The following is a 23,292-nucleotide window of genomic DNA, read 5'->3' as shown; positions in this document are numbered from 1 at the left end:
CAGGCAATCTCTTGCCGGTTTCAGCCGCCCGCCGCGAGGCCTCCAGCCCTAGAATTCGTCAGGCCTTCCCCGGGGGTTACATCATGACGCTCACGATCTCCGTGCGTGCAGCTTTGCTTGCAGTTGTCGCAGTTCTGGCCTCACCCGCTTTCGCGGCACTGGACATCGGCGATCCGGCGCCCAGGTTCACCGCCACGGCGGCCCTGGGCGGGAAGACCTTCCGCTATTCGCTCGCCGAAGAGCTCGCCAAGGGGCCGGTGGTGGTGTATTTCTTCCCGGCGGCGGACTCCAACGACTGCTCGATCGAGGCACACGCCTTCGCCGAAGCCATCGACCAGTTCGCGGCGCTGGGCGCCACCGTGATCGGCGTCTCGGCCGACGACATCGACACGCTGACCAAGTTCTCGGTCAAGTCCTGCCAGAACCGCTTCCCGGTGGCCTCGGACCAGTCCAAGACCATCATCCAGGGCTTCGACGCGCTGATGCAGACCCGGCCGGACTTCGCCAACCGGCTGTCGTACGTGATCGCGCCCAATGGCAACGTCGCCTACTACTACCAGAACCTGAACCCCGACAAGCACGTGGAGCGGATGCTCAACGCCGTGCGCGCCTTGCCGAGGGCCACCGCGTCGCGCTGAACGCGCTCCCCCGCGCGCATGGCGGGAGGCCGCTAAGATTTCGCCCATGCAACTCAACTACATCGGCAACGAAAGCGTTGCCTCATCGTCCGGCCGCACGCTGCCGGTGATCGACCCCTCCGACGGCCAGACCTTCGACGAGCTGCAGCGCAGCAATGCAGCGGACATCGATGCTGCGGTGCGCGCCGCGCGCCACTGCTTCGAGTCGACCTGGCACAAGGTCAGCGCGGCCGATCGCGGCAGGCTGCTCTACAAGCTTTCGCAGAAGGTCGCCGAGCACGTTGACGAGTTGGCGCTGATCGAGCAGCGCGATTGCGGCAAGCCGGTCAAGCAGGCGCGCGCCGATGCGCTGGCGCTGGTGCGCTACTTCGAGTTCTATGCCGGCGCCTGCGACAAGCTCCATGGCGAGACCGTGCCCTACCAGGACGGCTACAGCGTCCTCACCTGGCGCGAACCGCACGGTGTGACCGGCCACATCATTCCGTGGAACTACCCGATGCAGATCTTCGGGCGCAGCGTCGGCGGTGCGTTGGCTGCGGGCAACGTGTGCGTGGTCAAGCCGTCGGAAGACGCCTGCCTGTCGCTGATCCGCGTGGCGCAGCTGGCGGCGGAAGTCGGCTTTCCGCCCGGCGCGCTCAACATCGTGACCGGCTATGGCCATGAGGTCGGCGATTCGCTGGCACGCCACCCGGGCATCGACCACATCAGCTTCACCGGCAGCCCCAAGGTCGGCACGATCATCCAGCAGGTGGCGGCAGAGCGCCATTGCCCGGTCACACTCGAACTCGGCGGCAAGAGCCCGCAGATCATCTTCGCGGACGCCGATCTGCGCGCCGTCATTCCCGTGGTGATCAACGCCATCGTGCAGAACGCGGGCCAGACCTGCTCGGCAGGTTCGCGCGTGCTCATCGAGCGCGAAATCTACGAGCCGCTGCTCGAACGCCTCGGCCATGCATTCGATGCGCTGCGCGTCGGCCCAGCGGCCATGGACCTGGACGTGGGCCCGCTGATCCGCCAGTCGCAGCAGCAGCGCGTGTGGGATTTCCTGTCGGACGCGCATATCGCGGGCATCCCGATGGTGGGTCAAGGCGTGGTGGTCGACGAAGCGCCCGAGAGCGGCTTCTACCAAGCGCCCACGCTGCTTCGCGACGTGCCGGTGGACCATCGTCTCGCCCAGGAAGAAGTCTTCGGCCCGGTGCTGGCGGCGATGTCGTTCCGCGACGAAGACGAAGCCGTGGCGCTCGCCAACGCGACGCGATTCGGCCTCGTCGCCGGCATCTGGACCGAGAACGGCGCACGTCAATTCCGGATGGCGAAGCGCGTGCAGAGCGGCCAGGTGTTCATCAACAACTATGGAGCCGGCGGTGGCGTCGAGTTGCCTTTCGGCGGCGTCAAGTCGTCAGGCTACGGTCGCGAAAAAGGCTTCGAAGCCCTCTACGGATTCACGACCCTCAAGACGGTTGCCATCAAGCACGACTGACCCCCAACTCACGAGAATCACAAGAACCACAGCAATCGGAGATAACAACATGCGCGTCAAGGACAAATCCATCATCGTGACCGGCGCCGGCGGCGGCATCGGCGAAGGCATCGCGAAACGGCTGGCGGCCGAGGGTGCCCAGGTCATCGTCAACGACATCAACGCAGCGTTCGGCGAACAGGTGGTCGAGGCCATCCTGCGCGCGGGCGGCCGCGCCTCCTTCTTCGCTGCCGACGTCACCAAGTCGGCCGAAGTGAAGGCGCTGGTCGATGCCGCGATTCAGCGCCACGGCAAGCTCGACGTGATGGTCAACAACGCCGGCTGGACGCATCGCAACCGCCCTGCGCTGGAAGTGAGCGAAGAAGAGTTCGACCGCTGCTTTTCGGTCAATGTGAAGAGCATCTATCTCTCGACCATCCACGCCGTGCCCGCCTTCCGCGCCAACGGCGGCGGTTCGTTCATCAACATCGCCTCGACCGCTGGCGTGCGCCCGCGCCCCGGACTCACCTGGTACAACGGATCGAAGGGCGCGGTGATCACCACCAGCAAGTCACTGGCTGCCGAACTCGGACCCGACAACATCCGCGTGAATTGCATCAACCCGGTCTTCAACCCCGACACCGGCCTCGCCGCCGAATTCGCCGGCGGTCCCGTCACCGAGGAGCGCAAGGCCAAGTTCCGCGCAACCATTCCACTGGGCCGCTTCTCGACGGCACTCGACGTTGCGAACGCAGCGCTTTATCTCGCGAGCGACGAGGCGTCGTTCATCAGCGGCGTCTGCATCGAGGTCGACGGCGCTCGTTGCGTGTAGCTGGGCGGTCGGCTCCCGGCAGGGTCAAACGGCATCGGAGCGCCGAGGGGGCGGGCGATGCGTTAAATTGCTCTACCCATGAGCCAACATGTCGTCCCCCTCTCCGAGATCGGCCGCGGCCGTCGCGTCGCGGTCTCGGCCGGGCGTCCGGTCCCGGCCACTGGAGTGCTGCTCGACCGCCTGGCCCGGCCGCTGACCGACTTGCGCATCAGCGTCACCGACCGGTGCAACTTTCGCTGCAGCTATTGCATGCCGAAGGAAATCTTCGACAAGGACTATCAATACCTGCCCCACAGCGCGCTGCTGAGCTTCGAGGAAATCACGCGGCTCGCGCGGATTTTCGCGACACACGGCGCGCACAAGATCCGGCTCACCGGCGGCGAACCGCTGCTGCGCAAGAACCTCGAAGTGCTGGTCGAGCAGTTGGCCGCTCTGCGCACGACGGACGGCAAGCCGCTGGACCTCACGCTCACCACCAACGGCTCGCTGCTGGCCCGCAAGGCCAAGGCATTGAAGGCCGCCGGCCTCCAACGCGTGACGGTGAGCCTCGACGGGCTTGACGACACCGTCTTCCGCGCCATGAACGACGTGGACTTCCCGGTCGCCGAGGTGCTCGAAGGCATCGAGGCCGCGCACTCCGCGGGCCTAGGGCCGATCAAGGTCAACATGGTGGTCAAGCGCGGCACCAACGAGCAGGAAATCCTGCCGATGGCGCGGCATTTCCGCGGCACCGGCGTGGTGTTGCGTTTCATCGAATACATGGACGTCGGCGCCACCAACGGCTGGCGGATGGATGAAGTGCTTCCGTCCGCGGAGGTGGTGCGGCGCATCGCCGGGGAATTCCCGCTCGTGCCGCTCGAAGCCAGCGCGCCCGGCGAAACCGCCCAGCGCTGGGCCTATCAGGACGGCGGCGGCGAGATCGGCGTGATCAGCAGCGTGACCCAGGCCTTCTGCCACGACTGCAGCCGGGTGCGCCTGTCCACCGAGGGCAAGCTCTTTCTCTGCCTCTTTGCCAACGCAGGCCACGACCTGCGGCCGATGTTGCGCGGCGGTGCTGACGACGCACAGATCACGTCCGCCATCGCCGACATCTGGCAGGGTCGAAGCGATCGCTACTCCGAGTTGCGTGCCCTGCGCGGGCCGGACAGCGATGCGGGCGCGCCGCGCCGCGTCGAAATGAGCTACATCGGCGGATGAACAAGCTCACCCCCAGCCTCGCCCACTTCGTGTGGCTCGGACACCCCCTGGCCGAGCCGGTTCCGCGGGGCTCCTGGTGTGGGTCACCACTCAAATGACCACCTTGACCATTCCCAGCGCTGACATCACCGGCCTCGTGCTGGCCGGCGGGCGCGGCTCGCGCATGGGCGGCGTCGACAAGGGCCTGCAGAACTTCAACGGCACGCCGCTCGCGATGCATGCGGTGATGCGTCTCGGCATGCAGGTCGGCGAGATGATGGTCAACGCCAACCGCAATCTCTCGGCGTATGAATCCTTCGGCGTGCCGGTCTGGCCCGACGGATTGGCGGACTATGCGGGGCCGCTCGCGGGGTTCCTCACCGGGCTGGAGCGCTGCGAGACACCGTACCTTCTCACCGTGCCCTGCGACACGCCGCTGTTCCCGCTCGACCTGGCGAGCCGGCTTTCCGAAGCTCTCATGGCCGACGGCGCGGACATCGCGATGGCGGCGGCCCCCGAAGCCTCGGAAGAGCCCGATGGCGCGCCCGTGATGCGGCCACAACCGGTGTTCTGCCTCCTCGGCGCCGCGCTGCTCGAAAGCCTGGTGCGCTTCACGCAAGCCGGCGGCCGCAAGATCGACCGCTGGACCGCGCAGCACCGCACGGTGGTGGTGCCCTTCGACCGGCCTGGCGACGCGCCCGACGCGTTCTTCAACGCCAATACGCTGGCCGAACTGCACGCGCTCGAATCCCAGCGTCCGTGACTTCCGTTTTCCCTCCATGAGCCGAATTGCAGACATCGCCGCCGCCCTGGCGGGCTACGACCCCAAGGCGCTCGGCGTCGACGCCGTGCAGTCCTTTCTGGCACGGCTCGCCGAGCCAGCCATCGTCACGCAGGGCGAACACATCGCGCTGCGCGACGCGCTCGGCCGGGTGCTGTCGGAGGACATCATTTCGCCTGTCAGCGTGCCGCCACACGACAACTCGGCCATGGATGGCTTTGCATTGGACGGCAGTGTGCTCGATGGCCACGGCGACGATGCCCCAGTGCGCCTGCGGGTGGTGGGCACGGCGCTGGCCGGTGCCGCCTGGCGCGGCGCCCTGGCCGCCGGCGACGCGGTGAAGATCATGACAGGCGCGGTGATGCCGGCCGGCCTGGACACCGTCATTCCCCAGGAGTTCTGCACCGTCGAATCCGACGTCGTCAGCTTCCCGGCCAAGGCGCTGCGCCGCGGAGACAACCGGCGCCTGGCGGGCGAGGACCTGACGCAGGGCAAACCCGCACTCCAACGCGGCGAAATCATCTCGCCGGCTGCGTTGGGCATGATGGCCAGCCTCGGATTGCCGACTGTGCCAGTGCTCCGGCGCCTGCGGGTCGCCTATTTCTCGACCGGCGACGAGATCCTGAGCCTGGGGGAATCGCCACGCGAGGGTGCGGTGTACGACAGCAACCGCTACACGGTCTTCGGCCTTCTCACGCGCCTGGGTTGCGAAGTGATCGACCTCGGCCTGGTGCGCGACGACCCTGCGGCGCTCGAATCGGCGTTGCGACGCGCCGCCGCCGAGGCCGACGCGATCATCACCAGCGGCGGCGTCAGCGTCGGCGAGGCCGACCATACGCGGGCCGTGATGCAGCAGCTCGGCGACATGGCTTTCTGGCGCGTCGCCATGCGGCCCGGGCGGCCGATGGCGGTGGGCCTGATCCCTTCAGGGACCGAAAGCCGTGGCCCGGCGGTGCTCTTCGGCCTGCCCGGCAACCCGGTCGCGGTCATGGTCACCTTCCTGGCCTTCGTGCGCCCCGCGCTGCTGCGCATGATGGGCTGCAACGCGACATGCGCCGCGCCGCCGCCATTGCTGCGCGCAACGAGCGTCAGCGCCATTCGCAAGAAGCCGGGTCGCACCGAATACCAGCGCGGCCGGGTGCAGGCGATCCCCGGATCGCTGCCGGAAGTGCGAATTGCCGGCAATCAGGGCTCGGGCGTCCTGAGCTCCATGGTCGAGGCCAACGGCCTTGTGGTGCTGCACCATGGTCAGGGCAATGTGGCCGCGGGCGATGCGGTCGACGTGATGATGTTCGACGGGGTGGTGTAAGGTCTGCCGGACCCGAACCTCCAAGGAGCGGCCCGTGGGCGCAAACCGAATCGAATTGATGCAGCAGATGCCCATCTTCGGAGCCATCGGCTCGGAGATCATCGAATTTCTGCTGGCGCCGGCGCCGGTCGTCCGTGTGCAGCACGGCGACTTCTTCTTCCACGAGAACGACGAACCCGACTGCATGTACGTGCTGGAGACGGGGCACGTGACCGTGTCGAAGAACTGGCAAAGCCATGAACTGCTCATTCGACGGCTCGGCCCGGGCGATTGCTTCGGCGAAATGGCGCTTCTCGATCTTTCGCCACGCAGCGCCTCGGTGCGGGCCGACGAGGATTGCAGCGCGATCCAACTCTCGCCGGCCAATCTCTATCGACTGTTCGAGCGCGACGTCGAGCAGTTCGCGGTGATCCAGATGAACATCGCACGCGAGATGAGCCGGCGACTGCGAATCACCGACGACTTGCTCTTCAGGGCGCAGATGGGCGAAGCGCTGGAAATGCCCGAGCGCATCTGAACCCGCGCCAGATTGCGCTCAGATCCTGCCCATCGCCCGGTCCACGCCCTTGTTGGCCAGCGCATCGGCGCGCTCATTGCCAGGATCGCCTGAGTGCCCCTTGACCCAGCGCCATTCGATCTGGTGACCGCCCTCCGACACCAGCTTGTCGAGTTGCTGCCAGAGTTCGACGTTCTTGACGGGCTGCTTGGTCGACGTACGCCAGCCCTTGGCCTTCCAGCCGTGAATCCATTCGGTGATACCCATGCGCACGTACTGGCTGTCCAGGTAGAGGATGACCTTGCATGGACGCTTGAGCGCGCCGAGCCCCTCGATCACCGCCTGCAGTTCCATGCGATTGTTGGTGGTGTTGAGCTCGCCACCGAACAATTCCTTTTCGGTGGCACCCGACTTGAGCCATGCGCCCCAGCCGCCCGGACCGGGATTTCCCTTGCAGGCGCCGTCGGTATAGATCTGTACTTCGTTCAAGAACGTTCCTTGTGACTGTCGAGAGAGTGATCGCGGTGCATCCTGCCCGCGATCGGCACCGGCGCGCTGGCGCGGGCCGCGGCCCTGCGCCAATCGGCGCTCAGGAGCCGAAGGCCGCGGACCCGTTTGACCGCCACCAGAAAATAGACCGCGCCGAAGATCGGCCACCAGCGTTCGCCAGCCGTATCAAACCAGTGACAGCGCTCCAGCCACGCCTCGCTGCGCACGGCCGGCCGATAGACGCCGAAGCGCCCCGATTCGACCTCGAAACTCAACAGGCGCAGCCAGTCGCGCATCCGCCGGTAGCCGATGAAGTCGCCGGCCTCGGGCAGAAAAAGCTCGCCGAACCCCAATCGCCTGTAAAGACGCGCCCTGCGTTGCCGCATGCCCCACAGGCTCGCCGGATTGAGGCCGCAGATGACGACGCGACCTTCCGGCACCAGCACCCGCTCCACCTCGCGCAGCGTCGCGTGGGGGTCGAGGCTGAGTTCGAGCGTGTGCGGAAGCACCACCAGGTCGAGGCTGTTGGCCGAAAAAGGCAGCGCGGAAAAATCGGTGACGAGTGCGCTCCGCGCCACGATGGCCGGCTCCGATACCGCCAGCCAGCGATGCGGCATGCGGTTGGCCCGCAAGCCCTCCAGCTCGGGCAAACCGAGCTGCAGCGCGTGATAGCCGAACACGTCGGCCACGGCCTGGTCGAACTGTGACTGCTCCCAGGCCAGCAGATAGCGCCCGGGGGGGGTCTCGAACCAATCATGCAAACCTATAATTTGACCGCTCATGACCCTCGTTCCGCTGCCCGCCTTTGCCGACAACCACATCTGGATGCTGCAGGAAGGGCGCGACGCGATCGTGGTCGACCCAGGAGATGCCAAGCCGGTGTCTGATGCACTCGGGCGTGGCGATCTGCAGTTGGCCGCGATTCTAGTCACGCACCATCATCATGCCGCTCCTGTGGGGCGCATCGCGAATTTTCTCCCGGCCCATGCATGCAATGGTGCCGCGAACGACATCGCATACACACTTGCTAACCCGAGATTCGCGCATATCGCGGAACCCCGCGTCGCAGGCCTCACTCAGTACCCGGCGCAACAGCTTTCGCTGTGCACCAATGGATGAACACCTTTTGATGAGACTTATCGTTGCCGCCTGCCTCGCGGGCTCCTTGTTTCTCGCGGGCTGCGCCACCGGTACGGGCAATTCGTCCTCGGGTGCATCGGGCTCTGCGACCCCGGTCTATCCGGGCGGCCCCCTCACGCCGATCACTTCGGGCGAAACCAAGTCACGTGCCGTCGTGACCCTGGCGCCTCCCACGGACATGTGGGACCGCATCCGCCGCGGCTTCAAGATGCCCGACCTCGATAACGACCTCGTGCATGACCGCGAGCAGTGGTACGCCAGCCGGCCCGACTACATGCAGCGCATGACCGAGCGGTCGAGCCGCTACATCTTCCACATCGTCGAGGAACTCGAACGCCGCGACATGCCGACCGAGATCGCTCTGCTGCCCTACATCGAGAGTGCCTTCAATCCGCAGGCCGTCTCCAGCGCCCGCGCCGCCGGCATGTGGCAGTTCATGCCGGCCACGGGCACCGACTACGACCTCAAGCAGAACATCTTTCGAGACGACCGGCGCGATGTGGTCGCATCCACCCGAGCCGCGCTCGACTACCTGCAAAAGCTCTACGGCATGTTCGGCGACTGGCAGCTCGCGCTCGCGGCCTACAACTGGGGCGAAGGCAATGTGAGCCGCGCGATTGCCAAGAACCAGCGCGCCGGCTTGCCGACCGGCTACGCCGACCTCAGCATGCCGGCCGAAACCCGCATGTACGTGCCCAAGCTGCAAGCGGTCAAGAACATCGTCGCCAATCCGGAGCGCTTCAACGCCGACCTGCCGTTGATCGCGAACCACCCCTACTTCCAGACCGTCACGCTCAAGCGCGACCTTGACGTCGACCTCGCCGCGAAACTCGCCGACGTCAAGATCGAGGACTTCCGAGCCCTCAATCCGTCGGCGCACAAGCCGGTTCTGCTTGCGGCCGGAACGCCCGAGATCCTGCTGCCGTGGGACAACGCGGCCGTGTTCCAGCGCAACTTCGAGGCCTATTCGCAGGGGCAGTACGCCAGCTGGACCGCCTGGACCGTGCCATCCACGATGACAGTGGCCGATGCTGCCCAGCGAACGGGCATGAGCGATGCCGATCTGCGCGCCGTCAACAGCGTGCCGCCGCGAATGCTCATCAAGGCGGGATCGACGCTGATCGTGCCGCGCGGCGCGCGTGTGCAGGAAGACGTCGCGGCGGTCGTCGCAGATACCGGGCAGCTGAGCTTCCAGCCTGAGATCGTCACGCGCCGCACCGTCATCAGGGCCGGCAAGAAGGACAGCGTCGCGAGCATCGCCCACCGGTACCGGCTCAATCCGGCCAGCGTCGCCGAATGGAACGACGTGAAACCGAACCACGCCTTCCAGAAGGGCTATGAGGTCGTTGTCTACTTGCCTGTTCGCGCGGCGTCGGCGGCGCATGTCGGCAGCGGCGCGGCGCGCTCCTATGGCGGCCATATGCTCAAGACCACGAGCATGGTGCCGAAGAGCACTGTCGCTGCCGGTTCAAAGGGCGCCAAGAGCAGCGTGATCAAGACTTCCTCGAAGACTGCGCAGGTCACGCACGAGTCACGCGGCGGAACACCCTCCAAGAAGAAGCGCTGAGGCGCTCAGAGCTTCTCGGTTTCGCCGCTGCGGGGCTGCCACTTCATCAGGCGTTTTTCGAGGACGCCGACAATACCGTCAAGCACCAGCGCGAACGCCGTCAGCACCACGATGCCGGCGAACACCGTGTTGACGTCGAAGGTGCCTTCGGCTTGCAGGATGAGGTAGCCGACGCCGCGGGCCGAACCCAGGTATTCGCCCACCACCGCACCCACGAACGCCAGCCCGACCGACGTGTGCAGGCTCGAGAACACCCAACTGGTCGCGCTCGGCAAATACACCGTGCGCAGCAATTGACGTTGGTTCGCGCCCAGCATGCGCGCGTTGGCCAGCACCACGGGACTCACCTCGCGCACCCCCTGGTAGACGTTGAAGAACACGATGAAGAACACCAGCGTGACGGCGAGCGCCACCTTGCTCCAGATGCCCAGGCCAAACCACAGCGCGAAGATCGGCGCGAGGATCACCCGCGGCATCGAGTTCGCCGCCTTGATGTAGGGATCGAAGATCAGGCTCGCCGTCCGCGCCAGTGCGAGCCAGAGGCCGCAGGCCAGGCCGAGCACGGTGCCGATGATGAAGGCCAGAACAGTCTCCAGCAGCGTCACGCCGAGATGCAGGTAGACATCCGCATTGCCGGGAAGGCCTTCAGGAAACAGCGCGTTGGGCGGAATCGCGACCGGCATGAACCAGCTCCAGATGCGCCCTGCGACCTGGATCGGCTCGCCGAGAAAGAAGGCGAACTGTTGATTGCGCGACGCGATGTGCCACGCCACCAGCAGCACGATCAGCACCGTGATCTGCCAGAAGCGCGCGTTGCTTTCGCTGGGACGAAGGCGCATGTCAGGCCGCCTTCTTCAGTTGTTGCGCATAGCCCTTGAGGACTTCGTCGCGCAGCACGCCCCATATCTGCGTGTGCAGCTCGACGAATCGCGGATGCGCCCGGACTTCCGCCACGTCGCGCGGACGCGGAAGGTCGATGACGAATTCGCCGATCGGGTGCGTCGCCGGTCCGGCGGAAAGAACCACCACGCGATCGCTCATGGCGATCGCCTCATCGAGGTCATGCGTGATGAAGAGCACCGCCTTCTTCTTCGCCGCCCACAGGTCGAGAACCTCGTTTTCCATCAGCTGCCGTGTCTGGATGTCGAGCGCGCTGAAAGGCTCGTCCATGAGGATGATGTCAGGGTCCAGCGCCAGCACCTGGGCCAGCGCCGTGCGCTTGCGCATGCCGCCGGAGAGCTGATGCGGATAGCGGTCACCGAATCCGGCGAGGCCTACACGGGCGAGCCAATCCTCGGCCTGCGCTTTCGCCTTTGCGTCAGGCACGCCGCGGTATTGCAGGCCCAGCATCACGTTGTCCAGCGCGCTTCGCCACGGCATCAGGGCCTCGGACTGGAACATGTAGCCGGCCCGCGAATTGACACCGGCGAGCGGCTGCCCGAACACCTTCACGCTGCCCGATGACGGCTCCAGCAACCCGGCGCCGACGTTGAGCAAGGTCGACTTGCCGCAACCCGTCGGCCCGACCACGGACACGAATTCACCCTCGCGAATACGCAGCGTGGTGCCAGAGACGGCGGTATAGCGCTGCCCCTGATCATCCTTCGATCGAAAAATGCAGCTGATGTCGAGGAGTTCGAGCGCGTAGTCAACCATGGATGGCCAGAAAAAACCCGGCCGAAGCCGGGTTGCGGGACGTGGAGGTCAGGCTTTGAACCTGTCCTTCGCGCGCCGCGCAAACTCGTTGGTGTAGAGCTTCGACAGGTCGATCTTGTCGGCCTTGACGGTGGGATCGAAACTCGCGATGGCGTTCAGCGCCGTTTTCGGACCTTCGGCCGGCACCAGGCCATCCGTGGCGATGGCTTCGCGCACCTTGTCGAACGATGCGAGGTACAGCGCGCGATCGCCGAGCAGATAGGTCTCCGGCACGGTCTTGATGATGTCGCCCGGACCGGCCGTCTGCAGCCACTTGAGGCCGTGCACGATGGCATTCGCCAGCGCCTGGCAGGTGTTCGGATTCTTCTGGATGAACTCTGCGGACGCATAGAGGCACGCGGCCGGCATCAAGCCGCCAAACACTTCCTGAGTGCCCTTGAGCGTGCGCGTGTCGCTGATGATCTTCACGTCGCCCTTCTGCTCGAGCATCGTCATCACCGGATCGGTGTTGCTGATCGCATCGATCTGTCCCGAGCGCAAAGCGGTGAGTGCCCCGGCCGCGACACCGACGCCAATGAAGCTCACATCGCTGGCCTTGAGACCGCCGCGCGAGAGCACGAGGTTGGCCACCATGTTGGTCGACGAGCCCGGTGCCGAGACACCAACCTTCTTGCCCTTCAAGTCGGCAATGCCCGCGTAGCTCGGCATGTTCTTCGTCGAGACACCGATCGCGATCTGCGGTGCGCGCCCCTGCAGGACGAAAGCCTGGAAGATCTGGTTCTTCGCCTGCAGGTTGATCGTGTGCTCGAAAGCACCCGAGCAGACATCGGCCGAGCCGCCTACGACCGCCTGCAAGGCGCGCGAGCCACCCGCGAAATCCGAAATTTCCACATCCAGACCTTCGGCCTTGAAGTAGCCGAGTTGCTCGGAGATGGTCAATGGAAGGTAATAGAAAGCAGCCTTGCCGCCGACCGAGATGGATACCTTCGATTTTTCAAGCTTCGGCTGCCCATGGACCAGCGGTGCGCCGATGGCTGCGGCGCCCAGCGCTGCGGCGACGGTGAAGGTACGGCGATTGAGCATGAGTGGCGCCTGAAGGCCCTGTATTCGTGTAGTTCGAAACGAGCTTAGGGGCGCGCATCTGCGCCTGCATCGGGAACATCCCGTGCGGGTTTTTACGTAAACATGAAGACCACTATCGGCCCGCGAACAGACGGTGCTTCGAATGGTGCCGAGGCCCGCGATATAGACGACGTGAAGGGTGCGCGCTCACCGACGGTCGACCAACGCGTGCGCAATGGTCCCGAGGTCGACGTATTCGAGTTCACTGCCGGCCGGCACGCCGCGCGCGAGACGCGTCACCGTAAGCCCGCGCTGCTTGAGCGCCTCGCCGATCACATGGGCCGTGGCCTCGCCCTCGGCGGTGAAATTGGTCGCGAGGATCACTTCGCTCACCGTGCCATCGAGTGCGCGATCGAACAGCTTCGCGAGGCCGATGTCCTTGGGTCCGATGCCGTCGAGCGGGCTGAGCTTGCCCATCAGCACGAAATAGTAGCCGCGGAACGCGCCAGTGCGCTCCAGCGCGGCATGGTCTGCCGGGGTCTCGACCACACAGAGCTTGGTGGCATCGCGGCGCGTATCGCTGCACACACTGCAGATCGCTGCTTCCGTGAAGGTGTTGCACCGCTCGCAATGCCGCACATTGCTGGCCGCCTGTTGCAACGCGCGCGCGAGCATCTGGGTGCCCTCGCGATCGTGCTGCAGCAGGTGAAAGGCCATGCGCGAAGCCGACTTCGCGCCGACGCCAGGCAGGCGGCGCAGCGCCTCGACCAGCGCATCGAGCGAGCTGGAATCTGCCATTCAGGTCTGACGAGTCGTCAGAACGGCAGCTTCATGCCGGGCGGCAGGCCCGGCATGCCGACGGTGAGCTTGCCCATCTTCTGCTCGCTGGTTTCCTCGGCCTTGCGCACCGCTGCATTGAAGGCGGCGGCCACGAGGTCTTCGAGCATGTCCTTGTCGTCAGCCAGCAGGCTGGGGTCGATGGTGATGCGCTTGACGTCGTGCTTGCACGTCATCACGACCTTCACGAGGCCGGCGCCGGATTCGCCTTCGACCTCGATCGTGGCGAGTTCTTCCTGCGCCTTCTTGAGGTTGTCCTGCATTGCCTGCGCCTGCTTCATGAGGCCGGCCAGTTGTCCTTTGTTGAACATCGTTGGTCCTGTCAGTGGAAAAAGATGGATGGATGAGAACACATCGGCCCTATGGCAGGCCGCCGGTTCATGCGTTCATGCGGGTCGAAGCGTACCCGGGACGATCCTCGCGTCCCAGTCTCGCATCATCGACTGCACCTCGGGATCGTTGCGTATCGCCTCTTCGGCAGCACGCTGACGCTCTTCGGCAGCCTGCTTGTTGCGGCGCGCCGGGCTGTCGACGACGGCACCGATCTCGATGGCGATTTTCACGCCATGACCCAGCGCCGCGAGCGCAGCCTGAACCTTGTCGCGGCTGCCGGGCTGATTGAGCGATTCGCGCTCGACGCGCAGCAGCCATTGGTCGACATCGCGGGCCACCAGTTGCGACTGCAAGGCCAATTCGCGCGCCAGCGCGGTGATCGACTCGGCGGCGACCATCTGCGTGACGATGGCGTACCAGAAGTCGCCCTCCTCGCTTGGCGGGATCGGCGCCGAGGAAGCGACCGACTCGCCTTCGCGGGCACCGGCCGGCGGTTGAACACGGACTGGCATGGCCATGACCTTCGCGGCGGCCGGTGCCGCCTCTTCGGCGGCGTGCCGTGGCGGTGCGGAGGTATTCAGCGTCGGCGCGTCCACGACCGGCAGGCGATGACCCGGCGGCGCGACGGGCGCGCCCGAAGGCACGCGTGCCGTCGAAGGCGCCGCCGGAGTAGGCATGGGCGGCCGGGCGGTCTCGACGGGTGACACGTGCGGCGCCACGACTTCGGGCCGCGGTGCTTCATTCAGAGTTTTTTTTTCCGCGGTTGCCGCGCCGCCGGGCTTGAACGCCAGCAAACGCAGCAGCACCATCGTGAGAGCTGCATATTCGTCTGGCGCAAGGCCCAGTTCGCCACGTCCGTGCAGGCACAGGCTGTAGAGCAACTGCGTTTCATCGGCCGGCATCAGCGTGGCGAGGCGGGCCGTTTCGGCGGCATCGGGGTCTGCGCTGCTGTCCACGCCCGCGCGCGAGGGGACCGCCTGCAAGACGGCCATGCCCTGTAGCACGGCAGTCATCTCTTCGAGCGTGGAGGCGGCGGAAAGACCATCGCGCCGCAATCCTTCCGAGGTCTCGACCACCGTCTTGCCGTCGCCTTGTGCCAGCGCTTCGATCAGTTGGAAAACGTGGCCACGGTCGACGCTGCCGAGCATCTGGCGGACGCCGGCTTCGAGCAACTCCCCATTGCCGAAGGCGATCGCCTGATCGGTCAGCGACAAGGCGTCGCGCATCGAACCGCGCGCGGCGCGTGCGATGAGGCGCAATGCATGCGGCTCGGCCGGCACCGTTTCGGTCTGCAGAACGCGCGTGAGATGTTCAAGCACGGTCTCGGGCGCCATCGGCCTCAGGTTGAACTGCAGGCAACGTGAAAGCACGGTGACCGGCACTTTCTGCGGATCGGTCGTGGCCAGCACGAACTTGAGGTATTCGGGTGGCTCTTCCAGCGTCTTCAACATGGCGTTGAAGGCATGGCCCGTGAGCATGTGCACTTCGTCGATCATGAAGACCTTGAAGCGCCCCTGCACCGGCTTGTAGACCGCTTGCTCAAGCAGCGCCTGCACTTCGTCGACGCCGCGATTCGATGCCGCATCGAGTTCGGTGTAGTCGACGAACCGACCCGCGTCGATGTCCCGGCACGCCTGGCATACGCCGCACGGTGTCGCGGTGATGCCGCCCTGCCCGTCAGGTCCCTGGCAGTTGAGAGACTTCGCAAGAATGCGCGAAACAGTGGTCTTGCCGACGCCCCGCGTTCCAGTGAAAAGATAGGCGTGGTGCAGTCGCTGCGAGGTCAGCGCGTTTTCGAGCGCCTGAACGACATGTTCCTGGCCCACCATCTCGCTGAAGGTTTTGGGACGGTGTTTGCGAGCGAGCACGAGATAGGCCATCGGCGCATTTTAGGGGTCGTCGCCCGGACGCCCTCGTCCTGCAACCAATGCGATGTTGGGGGGATGAAACGTCGCCTACAATCCTCCGCTGACGGGCCTCCCCGCATGGTGAAGTGGCCAACCGGGTCAGGTGGGGAACCAAGCAGCCCTAACTGCGTAGTCAGTGCCGGGGGTAAGGCTCGTCAACCTCATATCGAAATGCCGTGAGTTTCAATTGACTCGCGCATGCTCAAGGGCTTCGCGCCCCTGACGCCTCAGGCCCCTCAAACACTGTACGCAAATACAGTGTTTCAAGTAGAATTCGCCGTCCCCAAGAACAACATCGAGGCGACGTCATGACCCCCTTTTCTCCCCCTCAAGCCACTGCGCGTGTGCTTCCCTTTGCACCCAGGCCGCTCGTCGGCCGGTCGTCCTGGCCCTTTCCGGTCGCGCGCGAGGGCTCGGGCGTCCGGAGCATCAGGGAACAGGCAGCCCGGGTGATCGCGACCACTGTCCAGCACTGGCAGCCGTCGCGCCATTGAAGGCCGCGATCAGGTTGCGGCCCTACGCGCAACGCTTTAGCACGCCGTCCGCAGCCATCGCGCCGCTGGCCATGCTGGCGGTCAGCAAATAGCCGCCGGTGGGAGCCTCCCAGTCGAGCATCTCGCCGGCAAAGAACACCCCCGGTAGCACGCTGCTCATCAGATGGCCGTCGAGCGCCTCGAAGCGGACGCCGCCGGCAGTACTGATGGCCTCGTCGATGGGCCTCGGCGCAACGAGCCGGAGCGGCACGGCCTTGATCGTCTCGGTCAGCTTTTCGGGCGAATGCATGTCGTCGCGCGTGAGCACTTCGTGCAGCACGGCCATCTTGATGCCTTCCAGCCCCAGCCGACTCTTCAGGTGGCTCGCCACCGAGCGCGAGCCGCGGGGATGCGATACGGCCGCCCGCACCTGTTCCGGGCTGCGATCAGGCAACAAGTCGAGCAGCAGCGTGGCACTGCCGTTCTGGGCGATCTCGTCGCGCAACATCGCCGAGGCGGCGTAGACGAGGCTGCCTTCGATCCCGGTGGCAGTCGCGACGAACTCGCCCTTTCGCGCGAAGCGGCGACCTTGCGCGTCGACGAACGAGACGGCCACCGACTTGAAGGGCACGCCAGCGAAGCGCTCGGCAAAGTAAGGCGTCCAAGCGAGATCGAAGCCGCAATTGGCCGGTAGCAACGGCGCAACATCCACGCCGCGATCCACAAGCCAGGGCGCCCACGCGCCATCGGAACCGAGCCGCGACCAACTGGCACCGCCGAGCGCGAGCACCACCGCGTCATGCTGCGAAGTGATCTCGCCAGCGGACGTCGCAAATCGCAACGAAGTCGCTGGCGCTGCGGTGTCGGTCCATCCGAGCCAGCGATGGCGCATATGGAACTGCACGCCGGCCTGCCTCAGACGGTGCAACCACGCGCGCAGCAGCGGTGCGGCCTTCATGTCTTTCGGAAACACCCGGCCGGATGTACCGACGAAGGTCTCGATACCCAGTCCATGCGCCCAATCGCACAGTGCATCAGGACCGAATCGACGAAGCAAGGCCTCGACCTGGGTGCGGCGTTCGCCAAAACGCTCGACGAACTTGTCGAACGGCTCGGAATGCGTGAGGTTCAGGCCACCACGGCCCGCGAGCAGGAACTTGCGCCCGACGGACGGCATGGCATCGTAGAGATGCACCTGCATACCGCGCGCACTGAGCACTTCAGCCGCCATCAATCCGGCGGGACCACCGCCGACCACGGCAACGTTTTTTTCTTGAATCATTCGAGTGTCACCAGTTCGCCCTGCCCGGTCAGGAATGCGGCGCGGACAGTCTCGCCGGGATAAGCCTCTTGTACCGCATCGCGATAGCGGCTCAGTTGAGCCATCAAGGCTGCGTCGCGTTCGGGGCGCGCGGCGGACTTGTAGTCGAGCACCCACCACGCGCCGCTCTTGCGATGGCGCACCAGGCGATCGATGCGCAGCGTCTGGCCTTCATGGATCAAGGTGACTTCGTTGCCGTGCCAGTCCAGCGCTTGGGCGTCCCATGCCCAGGCGCCTGCACCGGCACGTATACGCTCCGCCAGTGCGGCAGCGGCACGCGTGGCGTGCAGGTCAAGCGCGAATTCACGCGCTGCTGCACGCACGTGTTCGGTCGGCAGCGGAGCGCCCGGCTGGGCCCATTCGAGCAACCGGTGCATCGCCTGCCCGAGCGCCGAAGCGCGTGTCTCGGCATCACGGACCTGATGTATGACGGGGTGCCGCTCATCGGCCGTCGCCAAGGCGGGCATCTCCAGCATCTCGAATTCGACCGGCGCAGATGCGGCGGAAACGGCTGCTGCCACGGGTGCCACATCGTCCACCGGCTCGCTGCGTGCTTCCAGCCGCGCCCACCAGCTTTGGCCGCTGGATCGCGCGGCGGCGACAGCAGAGACGACCAGTTCAGTCCTCGCGCGGGTCGTCGCGACGTAGAGCGCATTGATTTCCTCGCGGTGTCTTGCGGCCTGCTCCTGCGCAAGATCTTCGGTCGAGCATGCGGGCGGATTCTTTTCGCTCGCCATGAACACGAAGCGCTCGGGCGCGACGGCATGGCCCGGCCACTTCACGAGGACGCCCATGGTTTGCGCGCGCTGCGCCGAGGTGTCGGTATCCAGAAGCAGCACCAATTCCGCCTCCAAGCCCTTGGCGCCATGGACAGTCAGCAATTGAACAGCATCGGTGACAGCCACCGAAGGCGCCCTGACACCTCCGGCGCGCAATGCACGCACCAGGCCGTAGGGAGTTGCGAAACGCGCGCCGTCGAGCTCGAGCGATGCCGCCAGCAGGCCACGCAGATTGGCGAGCACGCTGGCCCGCATGGCCGTCGGCGCCGCCGCAGCGAAGGTCGAGAGGACGTTGGCATCGTGATAGATCGCGCTCAACGCGTCGTGTGGCGGCAAAGTGTCCAGCCACCGCTGCCACTTCCGCAGTCTTGCGCCGATTCCGGCGAGCGGTGTGGGTTGCTCCGGCATCTGCAGCACGTCGAACCAGTTCTTCCGCAATTCGCGTTGCTTCAGCGCGATCTGCACCAGCGCGTCATCGTCGAGCCCGAACAAGGGCGATTTCAGCGTCCGCGCGAGCGACAGGTCGTGGTCCGTCGACACCAGCGCATCGATGAGCGCGACCACGTCTTGCACTTCCGGCGCGTCGTTCAGTTCGTTCTTTTCCGGCTGCTGGACGGCGATGTGCAGCTTGCGCAACTCATCCTGCATCACGGCCAGCCGGCTGCGGCGCCGCGCCAGCACCATGATCCGGCTCGGCGCGAGCCCGCCTGCGATGCGCCCTGCGATCCAGCGAGCCGCCTGTTCGCATTCCTTCTGCAGCAGCTTTTCTTCCGGCAGGACACGCGGCGTGGTGAGGCTGTCGCGCCAGGGCAGCGCACCGTCCGTCGTTGCGTCGTCGGGCGCCGGAACGCTTGCAATCGCGTCGCGTTCGATCAACGGCAGCTTGCGGATGTGACCCGGCACGCTCGACTCTGTCGTGTGATCGCGGAATCCACTGAACTCGCCGGCCCGCTGCGCATCCTGCATGGTCGCGTTGACCAGCCCAATCACCGCTTGCGCATTGCGGTGCGTGTGATCGCAGTTGAGCAGGTCGCCGTTCAACCCTTGCTGGACGAACTGCTTGGCGGCGATGAAGACCTGCGGCTCCGCGCGCCGGAAGCGATAGATGCTCTGCTTCGGATCGCCGACGATGAAGACGCCGGGCCTGCGCCCACCCGCTCCGGCATAGCTGCCGAGCCAGCCGTTGAGCGCCTGCCATTGCAGCGGGTTGGTGTCCTGGAACTCGTCGATGAGCAGATGGCGCACCCGCGCGTCCAGCCGCTCCTGAATCCAGCCCCAGAGTTCCGCGTTGCCCAGGAGCAGATGCGCAGCCTGTTCGACATCGTTCATGTCGACCCAGCCATTCGAGACCTTCACTTCCGCGAAGCAGGCGATCAGCAAGCGCGTCAGCCTCGTCATTCGTTGCTGGTAGAGCCACGCATCGTGCTGGGCCTGCGCGGCGCAGTACTGCAAAACGCGCTCCTGTGCAGCGCGCACATCGTCAAGGCCGGCGAGCTTTTCGCTGAACTTGCGCGGCTCGCCCTTCTGCGTAAGGAGCGCGTCGAGCACGCCCGCGGCCTGGCCTTCTGTCACCGACTGTTCGAGCTCGACGCCTCGCCGCGAGAACGTTGGCGCGCTCGCCCGGCCCAACGCGCGGGCTGCCGCCAGCAATGCGCCGCGCCATGCCGGGTCGTGCAGCAACACGTCTTCCGGCGATTCGGCGCCCGCAAAGGCGGGATACATCCTGGCCATCGGCGTAACGGCCGGATCCACCGCATCGTGCGCATCGGCGAGCACGAACTCGACGCGGCGCGTGAGCGCTTCGTCCAGTGCCTTGGCGGTCTGCGAGCGGCCGTGCGTCGCGACCAGGGCGCAGTAGTCGGCCGAGGCATCTTCATCCGCCGCGACGGCCGAATGGAACGGACGCCAGACGCGCATCCGCGCCTCAGCATCGTCTTCCAACAGTTGATAGTTGGCCGGCAAGCACAGCCGTTCGAGAACGGCGACGGGAGCGCTTCGCAGCAGGCCGGCGAACCACGCGTGGAAGGTACGAAACTGCACCGGCCGGCCGCCCGCAAGAAGCTCTCGGTACAGGCCTTGCAGGCGTGGGGCGGCGGCTTCGGCGGCGGCGCGCGTCATGCCGCGCATCACAAGTTCGGGCACCAGTTCGGCCACAGGCTGCTGAGCGAACTTTTCCAGCCATTGGTCGAGGCGCTCTCGCATTTCGCCGGCCGCCTTCTTCGTGAAGGTGATCGCCAGGATCTCGTGCGGCGCGCAGGCGCCCTCGCCCTCGTCCAACAGCGCGCGCAGGATGCGCGACACCAGCATCCAGGTCTTGCCTGCGCCGGCGCAGGCTTCCACCGCGACGGAGCGGCGCGGGTCGCACGCGATCGCATAGAAGCGTTCGCGGGTGACGTGCGCGCCGTTGTGTTCGTAGGCCGGTGCGGTCATGCCGGCTCCTCCCAGAAGTCTTTCCGACACAGGCCGCGCGCGGCGCAGTGCTCGCAGACCGGCCCCTCACCAAGCGCGGGCAGCGCCGCACCGTCGGCGATACGGGCAAGATCGTCCATCACGCCGGCGACCAGCGCGTCGCGCGCCGTCACGACGTCCGTTTGCTCGAAGGTGCGCGTGCCGGAGGCCTTTTCGCCGACGTTGACATAGGCCGCGCGCAAGCTGTCGTCAGGAAAGAGCGCGGCGTAGAACGCGAGTTGAGTATCTTCGGACGGGTCCTTGATGCGATCGCGCGTCTTGTCGGCGGATTCGGTCTTGTAGTCGATCACGAAGGCCCTTCCGTCGGGAACGGAGTCGACACGATCCAGACGGCCAATCAACCTCACGCGGCCGAGGGGCACTTCCTTCCATGGCTCGGATTCGACGAAGACCGCCCCCTCGGCCGCCTCGTGCCCGGCGAGCCAGGTCAGATAGCCGTCGCGCACCGCGGGCCACGCGGCAGCAAAAGGCAGGAACTCGGCTTCCGACAGGCCGAACTCGCTGGTCGCCTGCGCTCCCGCGGCTGCCATCATTGCCCGCCGAACCTGGAGGTCGGATGTCGGATCGGCCTTCAGCGCCTCATGGAAATGCCCCAGCACGGCATGCAGCCAGTTGCCGAAGTCGCGCTTGTCGACCTCGGCGTCCAACTCGTCGCTGCTGCGCAGACCCAACTGGCGCATGGCGAAGAATCTGTACGGGCATCGGCGCAGGTCCTCGTAGGCGGTGGAGGACAACGTCGCTGGCATGAGCGCATCGCCGCGAGGCAATGGATGCGGCGTCGGCCGCGCCGGGAATTGCACTGGTCGGCGTGGATCTGCGGCGCCCTCGCCCGCATGGCCCAGATGCAGCATCTGAACGAGCGGGCTCGGCCGCACGGGTTCGCCGCTGGCGTCGAACTGACGCCATAGGACATCACAGTACGGCGCACCCAACGCGATGGCCCACGCCGACCGCTGCGCCGCCTCCAGCGCCTCGCGCGACGGCAATGACAGCGCAGCGCGCTGCGAGGCGCTCCAGTCGCCCGGCGGCTCCGGCGAGGCCGGTAGGCGCTGGTCATCACAGCCGGGCACCACGACGGCGGCAAATGCACGTCCGAGCAGTTGATGCAGCGGCAGAATGACCACCTGCGGCGCGTCGATGTCAGCGGGCACGTGCACGAAACTCGCCGCTTCCAACACATCGCGGGCCCAGGCCGTGAACTCGGCCAGCGTGCAGCGCGCACCACGAATTTCGCCTTCCTCGGCGTCCAGGTACAGGGCGGCAATGACTTCGATTCCGGCCACATCGCCCACCAGCACAGGCCACTGGCCACTGGTTTCCAGCAGCTCACGTGTGGCCGCGAGCCACTCCCCGAGCGGCCGCGCGCGGACCAGCGCACCGCGCGCCGCTTCAACCTTGTCAGTGAAGACCAGGAGTTCGAGGTCTTGCGGCTTCGTGCTGGCTGCGACGAACGACCGCCAAGTGCGCCATTCGCGCATTCCGCGATCGCGCAGCCGCGATTCGAGCAACAGGACCTCGCGGTAGTCGAAGGCCCCGGCGTGCTTGAGCCAATCCAGCACCTGGTCGCTGCCGGCATCGTGGGCACAGGCGCGCAGCGCGCTCATCAGGTTGGCGGCGGCTCGCGTGGTCGACAATTTCCAGCCGGTTTCATCGCGAAGGATCACCCCCCGCGACACGAGATGCGCACTGATGCGGCGCGTCAGTGCGCGGTCGGTCGCCACCAACGCGACCGGCGCGTGGTCTTCCGACAGGTGACGCACTACACACGCCGCTGCGCGCTCTGCCTCGTCTTCCGGATCGGCGGCCGCATGCAGGCTGGCGATGCACCCCGGCGCATTCGCCGTCGCGAGCGGCAAACGCATGGAGCGCTCGCCGAAAAGACTGTCAAGCTTTCGGCTGAGCGGGTCGGCTTGCAGGCCGTCGAGCACGATCAACTGATCGACCTGCGCCCGTGCGGCGTCCGAAAACAGCACATCAGTTGCGTAGCCCGAACTCGCTGCCCAGGCGAGCGCGATGCCGTTCAACGCGCTTTCCATGTTGAACCATTCGGACCCCCTGCCCGCGTCGATCGCTCCGCGGACCCGTTCGGCCCATGCGGTGCGCTCCTCCGGCAGTTCGGCCGCTGCCAGCGGCGCCAACTGAAGCGCGATGTCGACCAGCCTTCCCGCCAGTGCGTTGCGCGACGCCGAAAACCCGGCACGAACCAGCAGCGACTGCGCCGTGATCAGGTCGCGCGCCATGTCGAATGCAATGTCATCGGCATCAGGCACGAAGCCGCCCACGCTCCGTGCCCAGTTGCGCGTGGTCTCGAAGCGGGGGGCGAATCCCGAAGCGCCGTGCGCGACCCACATGCTGCGCGCGACCTGCATGAGTTGCGCGTACGGCACGAGGACCACGGTACGCGAAGGATGCAGGCCGCGCTCGGCCAGCACGCGCGAGATCCGGCAGACGAGGCCGCGATCCGGGTCGCACCAGAGCGCATGCGCGGGGTGGCGCTCAACAGGAGGCATGGGGTGTTCTGAAAGGGCGTGGGCTATCGGCGCCATAGCTTTCCCGCGGACCACGCCG

At 66.0% G+C, this 23,292-nt stretch carries 20 protein-coding genes and 1 other RNA gene; 10 read left to right on the top strand and 11 right to left on the bottom strand.

Features of this window, described 5'->3' with window-relative positions; translation table 11 throughout:
• Positions 1-83 precede the first annotated feature (83 nt).
• The 7 genes from AC1DHL_RS09015 to AC1DHL_RS08985 all read left to right on the top strand — a co-directional run bounded on the left by AC1DHL_RS09015 (position 84) and on the right by AC1DHL_RS08985 (position 6,712).
• A complete protein-coding gene (locus AC1DHL_RS09015) occupies positions 84-638 on the top strand; it encodes a peroxiredoxin (protein ID WP_478102411.1) in 555 nt (184 codons plus the stop codon).
• A 46-nt stretch (positions 639-684) separates the two neighbouring features.
• The gene (locus AC1DHL_RS09010; protein WP_478161772.1) at positions 685-2,118 is read left to right on the top strand and encodes an aldehyde dehydrogenase family protein; all 1,434 of its coding nucleotides are present in this window, start codon (positions 685-687) and stop codon (positions 2,116-2,118) included.
• Between the two features lie 49 nt (positions 2,119-2,167).
• Positions 2,168-2,929, top strand: a complete 762-nt coding sequence (locus AC1DHL_RS09005) for an SDR family oxidoreductase (RefSeq protein ID WP_478161771.1) — start codon at positions 2,168-2,170, stop codon at positions 2,927-2,929.
• A 78-nt stretch (positions 2,930-3,007) separates the two neighbouring features.
• Positions 3,008-4,126, top strand: coding sequence for a GTP 3',8-cyclase MoaA (moaA, locus tag AC1DHL_RS09000; protein WP_478161770.1), 1,119 nt, complete (start codon positions 3,008-3,010; stop codon positions 4,124-4,126).
• A 94-nt stretch (positions 4,127-4,220) separates the two neighbouring features.
• Entirely contained in the window at positions 4,221-4,868 is a 648-nt protein-coding gene (gene mobA, locus AC1DHL_RS08995) for a molybdenum cofactor guanylyltransferase MobA (RefSeq protein ID WP_478161769.1), read from the top strand.
• Positions 4,869-4,884: 16 nt separating this feature from the next.
• Positions 4,885-6,195, top strand: a complete 1,311-nt coding sequence (gene moeA, locus AC1DHL_RS08990; RefSeq protein WP_478161768.1) for a molybdopterin molybdotransferase MoeA — start codon at positions 4,885-4,887, stop codon at positions 6,193-6,195.
• Positions 6,196-6,229: 34 nt separating this feature from the next.
• On the top strand, positions 6,230-6,712 hold the full coding sequence (locus AC1DHL_RS08985; protein ID WP_478102401.1) for a Crp/Fnr family transcriptional regulator: 483 nt from the start codon (positions 6,230-6,232) through the stop codon (positions 6,710-6,712).
• 18 nt (positions 6,713-6,730) lie between these two features.
• Here AC1DHL_RS08985 and rnhA read toward each other — a convergent pair whose 3' ends face one another.
• Together rnhA and AC1DHL_RS08975 are read right to left on the bottom strand one after the other, a co-directional pair.
• Positions 6,731-7,180 carry a ribonuclease HI gene (gene rnhA / locus AC1DHL_RS08980; RefSeq protein WP_478102400.1) on the bottom strand — a complete coding sequence of 150 codons (450 nt, stop codon included), beginning with the start codon at positions 7,178-7,180 and terminating at the stop codon, positions 6,731-6,733.
• On the bottom strand, positions 7,177-7,962 hold the full coding sequence (locus AC1DHL_RS08975; RefSeq protein WP_478161767.1) for a class I SAM-dependent methyltransferase: 786 nt from the start codon (positions 7,960-7,962) through the stop codon (positions 7,177-7,179). Before AC1DHL_RS08975 ends, rnhA begins: the two co-directional genes overlap by 4 nt.
• Between AC1DHL_RS08975 and AC1DHL_RS08970 the strand changes: the two genes are divergently transcribed.
• Together AC1DHL_RS08970 and AC1DHL_RS08965 are read left to right on the top strand one after the other, a co-directional pair.
• On the top strand, positions 7,961-8,299 hold the full coding sequence (locus AC1DHL_RS08970) for an MBL fold metallo-hydrolase (RefSeq protein WP_478102397.1): 339 nt from the start codon (positions 7,961-7,963) through the stop codon (positions 8,297-8,299). The two genes, AC1DHL_RS08975 and AC1DHL_RS08970, sit on opposite strands and share 2 nt — an antisense overlap.
• A 10-nt stretch (positions 8,300-8,309) precedes the next feature.
• A complete protein-coding gene (locus AC1DHL_RS08965; protein ID WP_478161766.1) occupies positions 8,310-9,887 on the top strand; it encodes a transglycosylase SLT domain-containing protein in 1,578 nt (525 codons plus the stop codon).
• Positions 9,888-9,892: 5 nt separating this feature from the next.
• Here AC1DHL_RS08965 and AC1DHL_RS08960 read toward each other — a convergent pair whose 3' ends face one another.
• From AC1DHL_RS08960 to dnaX, 6 genes are all read right to left on the bottom strand, one after another.
• Complete coding sequence (locus AC1DHL_RS08960) at positions 9,893-10,726, bottom strand: ABC transporter permease (RefSeq protein WP_478102393.1); 834 nt, start codon at positions 10,724-10,726, stop codon at positions 9,893-9,895.
• Position 10,727: 1 nt separating this feature from the next.
• Complete coding sequence (locus AC1DHL_RS08955) at positions 10,728-11,543, bottom strand: ABC transporter ATP-binding protein (protein WP_478161765.1); 816 nt, start codon at positions 11,541-11,543, stop codon at positions 10,728-10,730.
• Between the two features lie 48 nt (positions 11,544-11,591).
• Positions 11,592-12,626, bottom strand: a complete 1,035-nt coding sequence (locus AC1DHL_RS08950) for an ABC transporter substrate-binding protein (protein ID WP_478102389.1) — start codon at positions 12,624-12,626, stop codon at positions 11,592-11,594.
• Positions 12,627-12,812: 186 nt separating this feature from the next.
• Positions 12,813-13,403 carry a recombination mediator RecR gene (gene recR, locus AC1DHL_RS08945; protein ID WP_478161764.1) on the bottom strand — a complete coding sequence of 197 codons (591 nt, stop codon included), beginning with the start codon at positions 13,401-13,403 and terminating at the stop codon, positions 12,813-12,815.
• A 17-nt stretch (positions 13,404-13,420) separates the two neighbouring features.
• A complete protein-coding gene (locus AC1DHL_RS08940) occupies positions 13,421-13,753 on the bottom strand; it encodes a YbaB/EbfC family nucleoid-associated protein (protein WP_478161763.1) in 333 nt (110 codons plus the stop codon).
• A gap of 75 nt (positions 13,754-13,828) precedes the next feature.
• Positions 13,829-15,655 carry a DNA polymerase III subunit gamma/tau gene (dnaX, locus tag AC1DHL_RS08935; RefSeq protein WP_478161762.1) on the bottom strand — a complete coding sequence of 609 codons (1,827 nt, stop codon included), beginning with the start codon at positions 15,653-15,655 and terminating at the stop codon, positions 13,829-13,831.
• Between the two features lie 90 nt (positions 15,656-15,745).
• Here dnaX and ffs point away from each other — a divergent pair.
• Positions 15,746-15,842: signal recognition particle sRNA small type (gene ffs / locus AC1DHL_RS08930), an RNA gene on the top strand.
• Between the two features lie 356 nt (positions 15,843-16,198).
• Here the strand turns inward: ffs and AC1DHL_RS08925 are convergent.
• The 3 genes from AC1DHL_RS08925 to AC1DHL_RS08915 are packed head-to-tail and all read right to left on the bottom strand — an operon-like array spanning position 16,199 to position 23,234.
• Positions 16,199-17,437, bottom strand: a complete 1,239-nt coding sequence (locus AC1DHL_RS08925; RefSeq protein ID WP_478161761.1) for a TIGR03862 family flavoprotein — start codon at positions 17,435-17,437, stop codon at positions 16,199-16,201.
• Positions 17,434-20,685, bottom strand: coding sequence for a UvrD-helicase domain-containing protein (locus AC1DHL_RS08920; RefSeq protein WP_478161760.1), 3,252 nt, complete (start codon positions 20,683-20,685; stop codon positions 17,434-17,436). The genes AC1DHL_RS08925 and AC1DHL_RS08920 overlap by 4 nt, the downstream gene beginning before the upstream one ends.
• Positions 20,682-23,234, bottom strand: coding sequence for a PD-(D/E)XK nuclease family protein (locus AC1DHL_RS08915; RefSeq protein WP_478161759.1), 2,553 nt, complete (start codon positions 23,232-23,234; stop codon positions 20,682-20,684). Before AC1DHL_RS08915 ends, AC1DHL_RS08920 begins: the two co-directional genes overlap by 4 nt.
• Positions 23,235-23,292: the final 58 nt, after the last annotated feature.

Source organism: Variovorax sp. 10L426 (assembly GCF_056395305.1).
Note: the sequence above shows the minus strand (reverse complement) of the source record. Positions and strands in the feature narration are given on the sequence as shown.

Bases quoted from the DNA above. Each gene is read 5' to 3' on its own strand.
- AC1DHL_RS09015 (WP_478102411.1), top strand. From the start codon at position 84: ATGACGCTCACGATCTCCGTGCGTGCAGCTTTGCTTGCAGTTGTCGCA.
- AC1DHL_RS09010 (WP_478161772.1), top strand. From the start codon at position 685: ATGCAACTCAACTACATCGGCAACGAAAGCGTTGCCTCATCGTCCGGC.
- AC1DHL_RS09005 (WP_478161771.1), top strand. From the start codon at position 2,168: ATGCGCGTCAAGGACAAATCCATCATCGTGACCGGCGCCGGCGGCGGC.
- moaA (WP_478161770.1), top strand. From the start codon at position 3,008: ATGAGCCAACATGTCGTCCCCCTCTCCGAGATCGGCCGCGGCCGTCGC.
- mobA (WP_478161769.1), top strand. From the start codon at position 4,221: ATGACCACCTTGACCATTCCCAGCGCTGACATCACCGGCCTCGTGCTG.
- moeA (WP_478161768.1), top strand. From the start codon at position 4,885: ATGAGCCGAATTGCAGACATCGCCGCCGCCCTGGCGGGCTACGACCCC.
- AC1DHL_RS08970 (WP_478102397.1), top strand. From the start codon at position 7,961: ATGACCCTCGTTCCGCTGCCCGCCTTTGCCGACAACCACATCTGGATG.
- AC1DHL_RS08975 (WP_478161767.1), bottom strand. From the start codon at position 7,962: ATGAGCGGTCAAATTATAGGTTTGCATGATTGGTTCGAGACCCCCCCC.
- AC1DHL_RS08965 (WP_478161766.1), top strand. From the start codon at position 8,310: ATGAGACTTATCGTTGCCGCCTGCCTCGCGGGCTCCTTGTTTCTCGCG.
- AC1DHL_RS08960 (WP_478102393.1), bottom strand. From the start codon at position 10,726: ATGCGCCTTCGTCCCAGCGAAAGCAACGCGCGCTTCTGGCAGATCACG.
- AC1DHL_RS08955 (WP_478161765.1), bottom strand. From the start codon at position 11,543: ATGGTTGACTACGCGCTCGAACTCCTCGACATCAGCTGCATTTTTCGA.
- AC1DHL_RS08950 (WP_478102389.1), bottom strand. From the start codon at position 12,626: ATGCTCAATCGCCGTACCTTCACCGTCGCCGCAGCGCTGGGCGCCGCA.
- recR (WP_478161764.1), bottom strand. From the start codon at position 13,403: ATGGCAGATTCCAGCTCGCTCGATGCGCTGGTCGAGGCGCTGCGCCGC.
- AC1DHL_RS08940 (WP_478161763.1), bottom strand. From the start codon at position 13,753: ATGTTCAACAAAGGACAACTGGCCGGCCTCATGAAGCAGGCGCAGGCA.
- dnaX (WP_478161762.1), bottom strand. From the start codon at position 15,655: ATGGCCTATCTCGTGCTCGCTCGCAAACACCGTCCCAAAACCTTCAGC.
- AC1DHL_RS08925 (WP_478161761.1), bottom strand. From the start codon at position 17,437: ATGATTCAAGAAAAAAACGTTGCCGTGGTCGGCGGTGGTCCCGCCGGA.
- AC1DHL_RS08920 (WP_478161760.1), bottom strand. From the start codon at position 20,685: ATGACCGCACCGGCCTACGAACACAACGGCGCGCACGTCACCCGCGAA.
- AC1DHL_RS08915 (WP_478161759.1), bottom strand. From the start codon at position 23,234: ATGCCTCCTGTTGAGCGCCACCCCGCGCATGCGCTCTGGTGCGACCCG.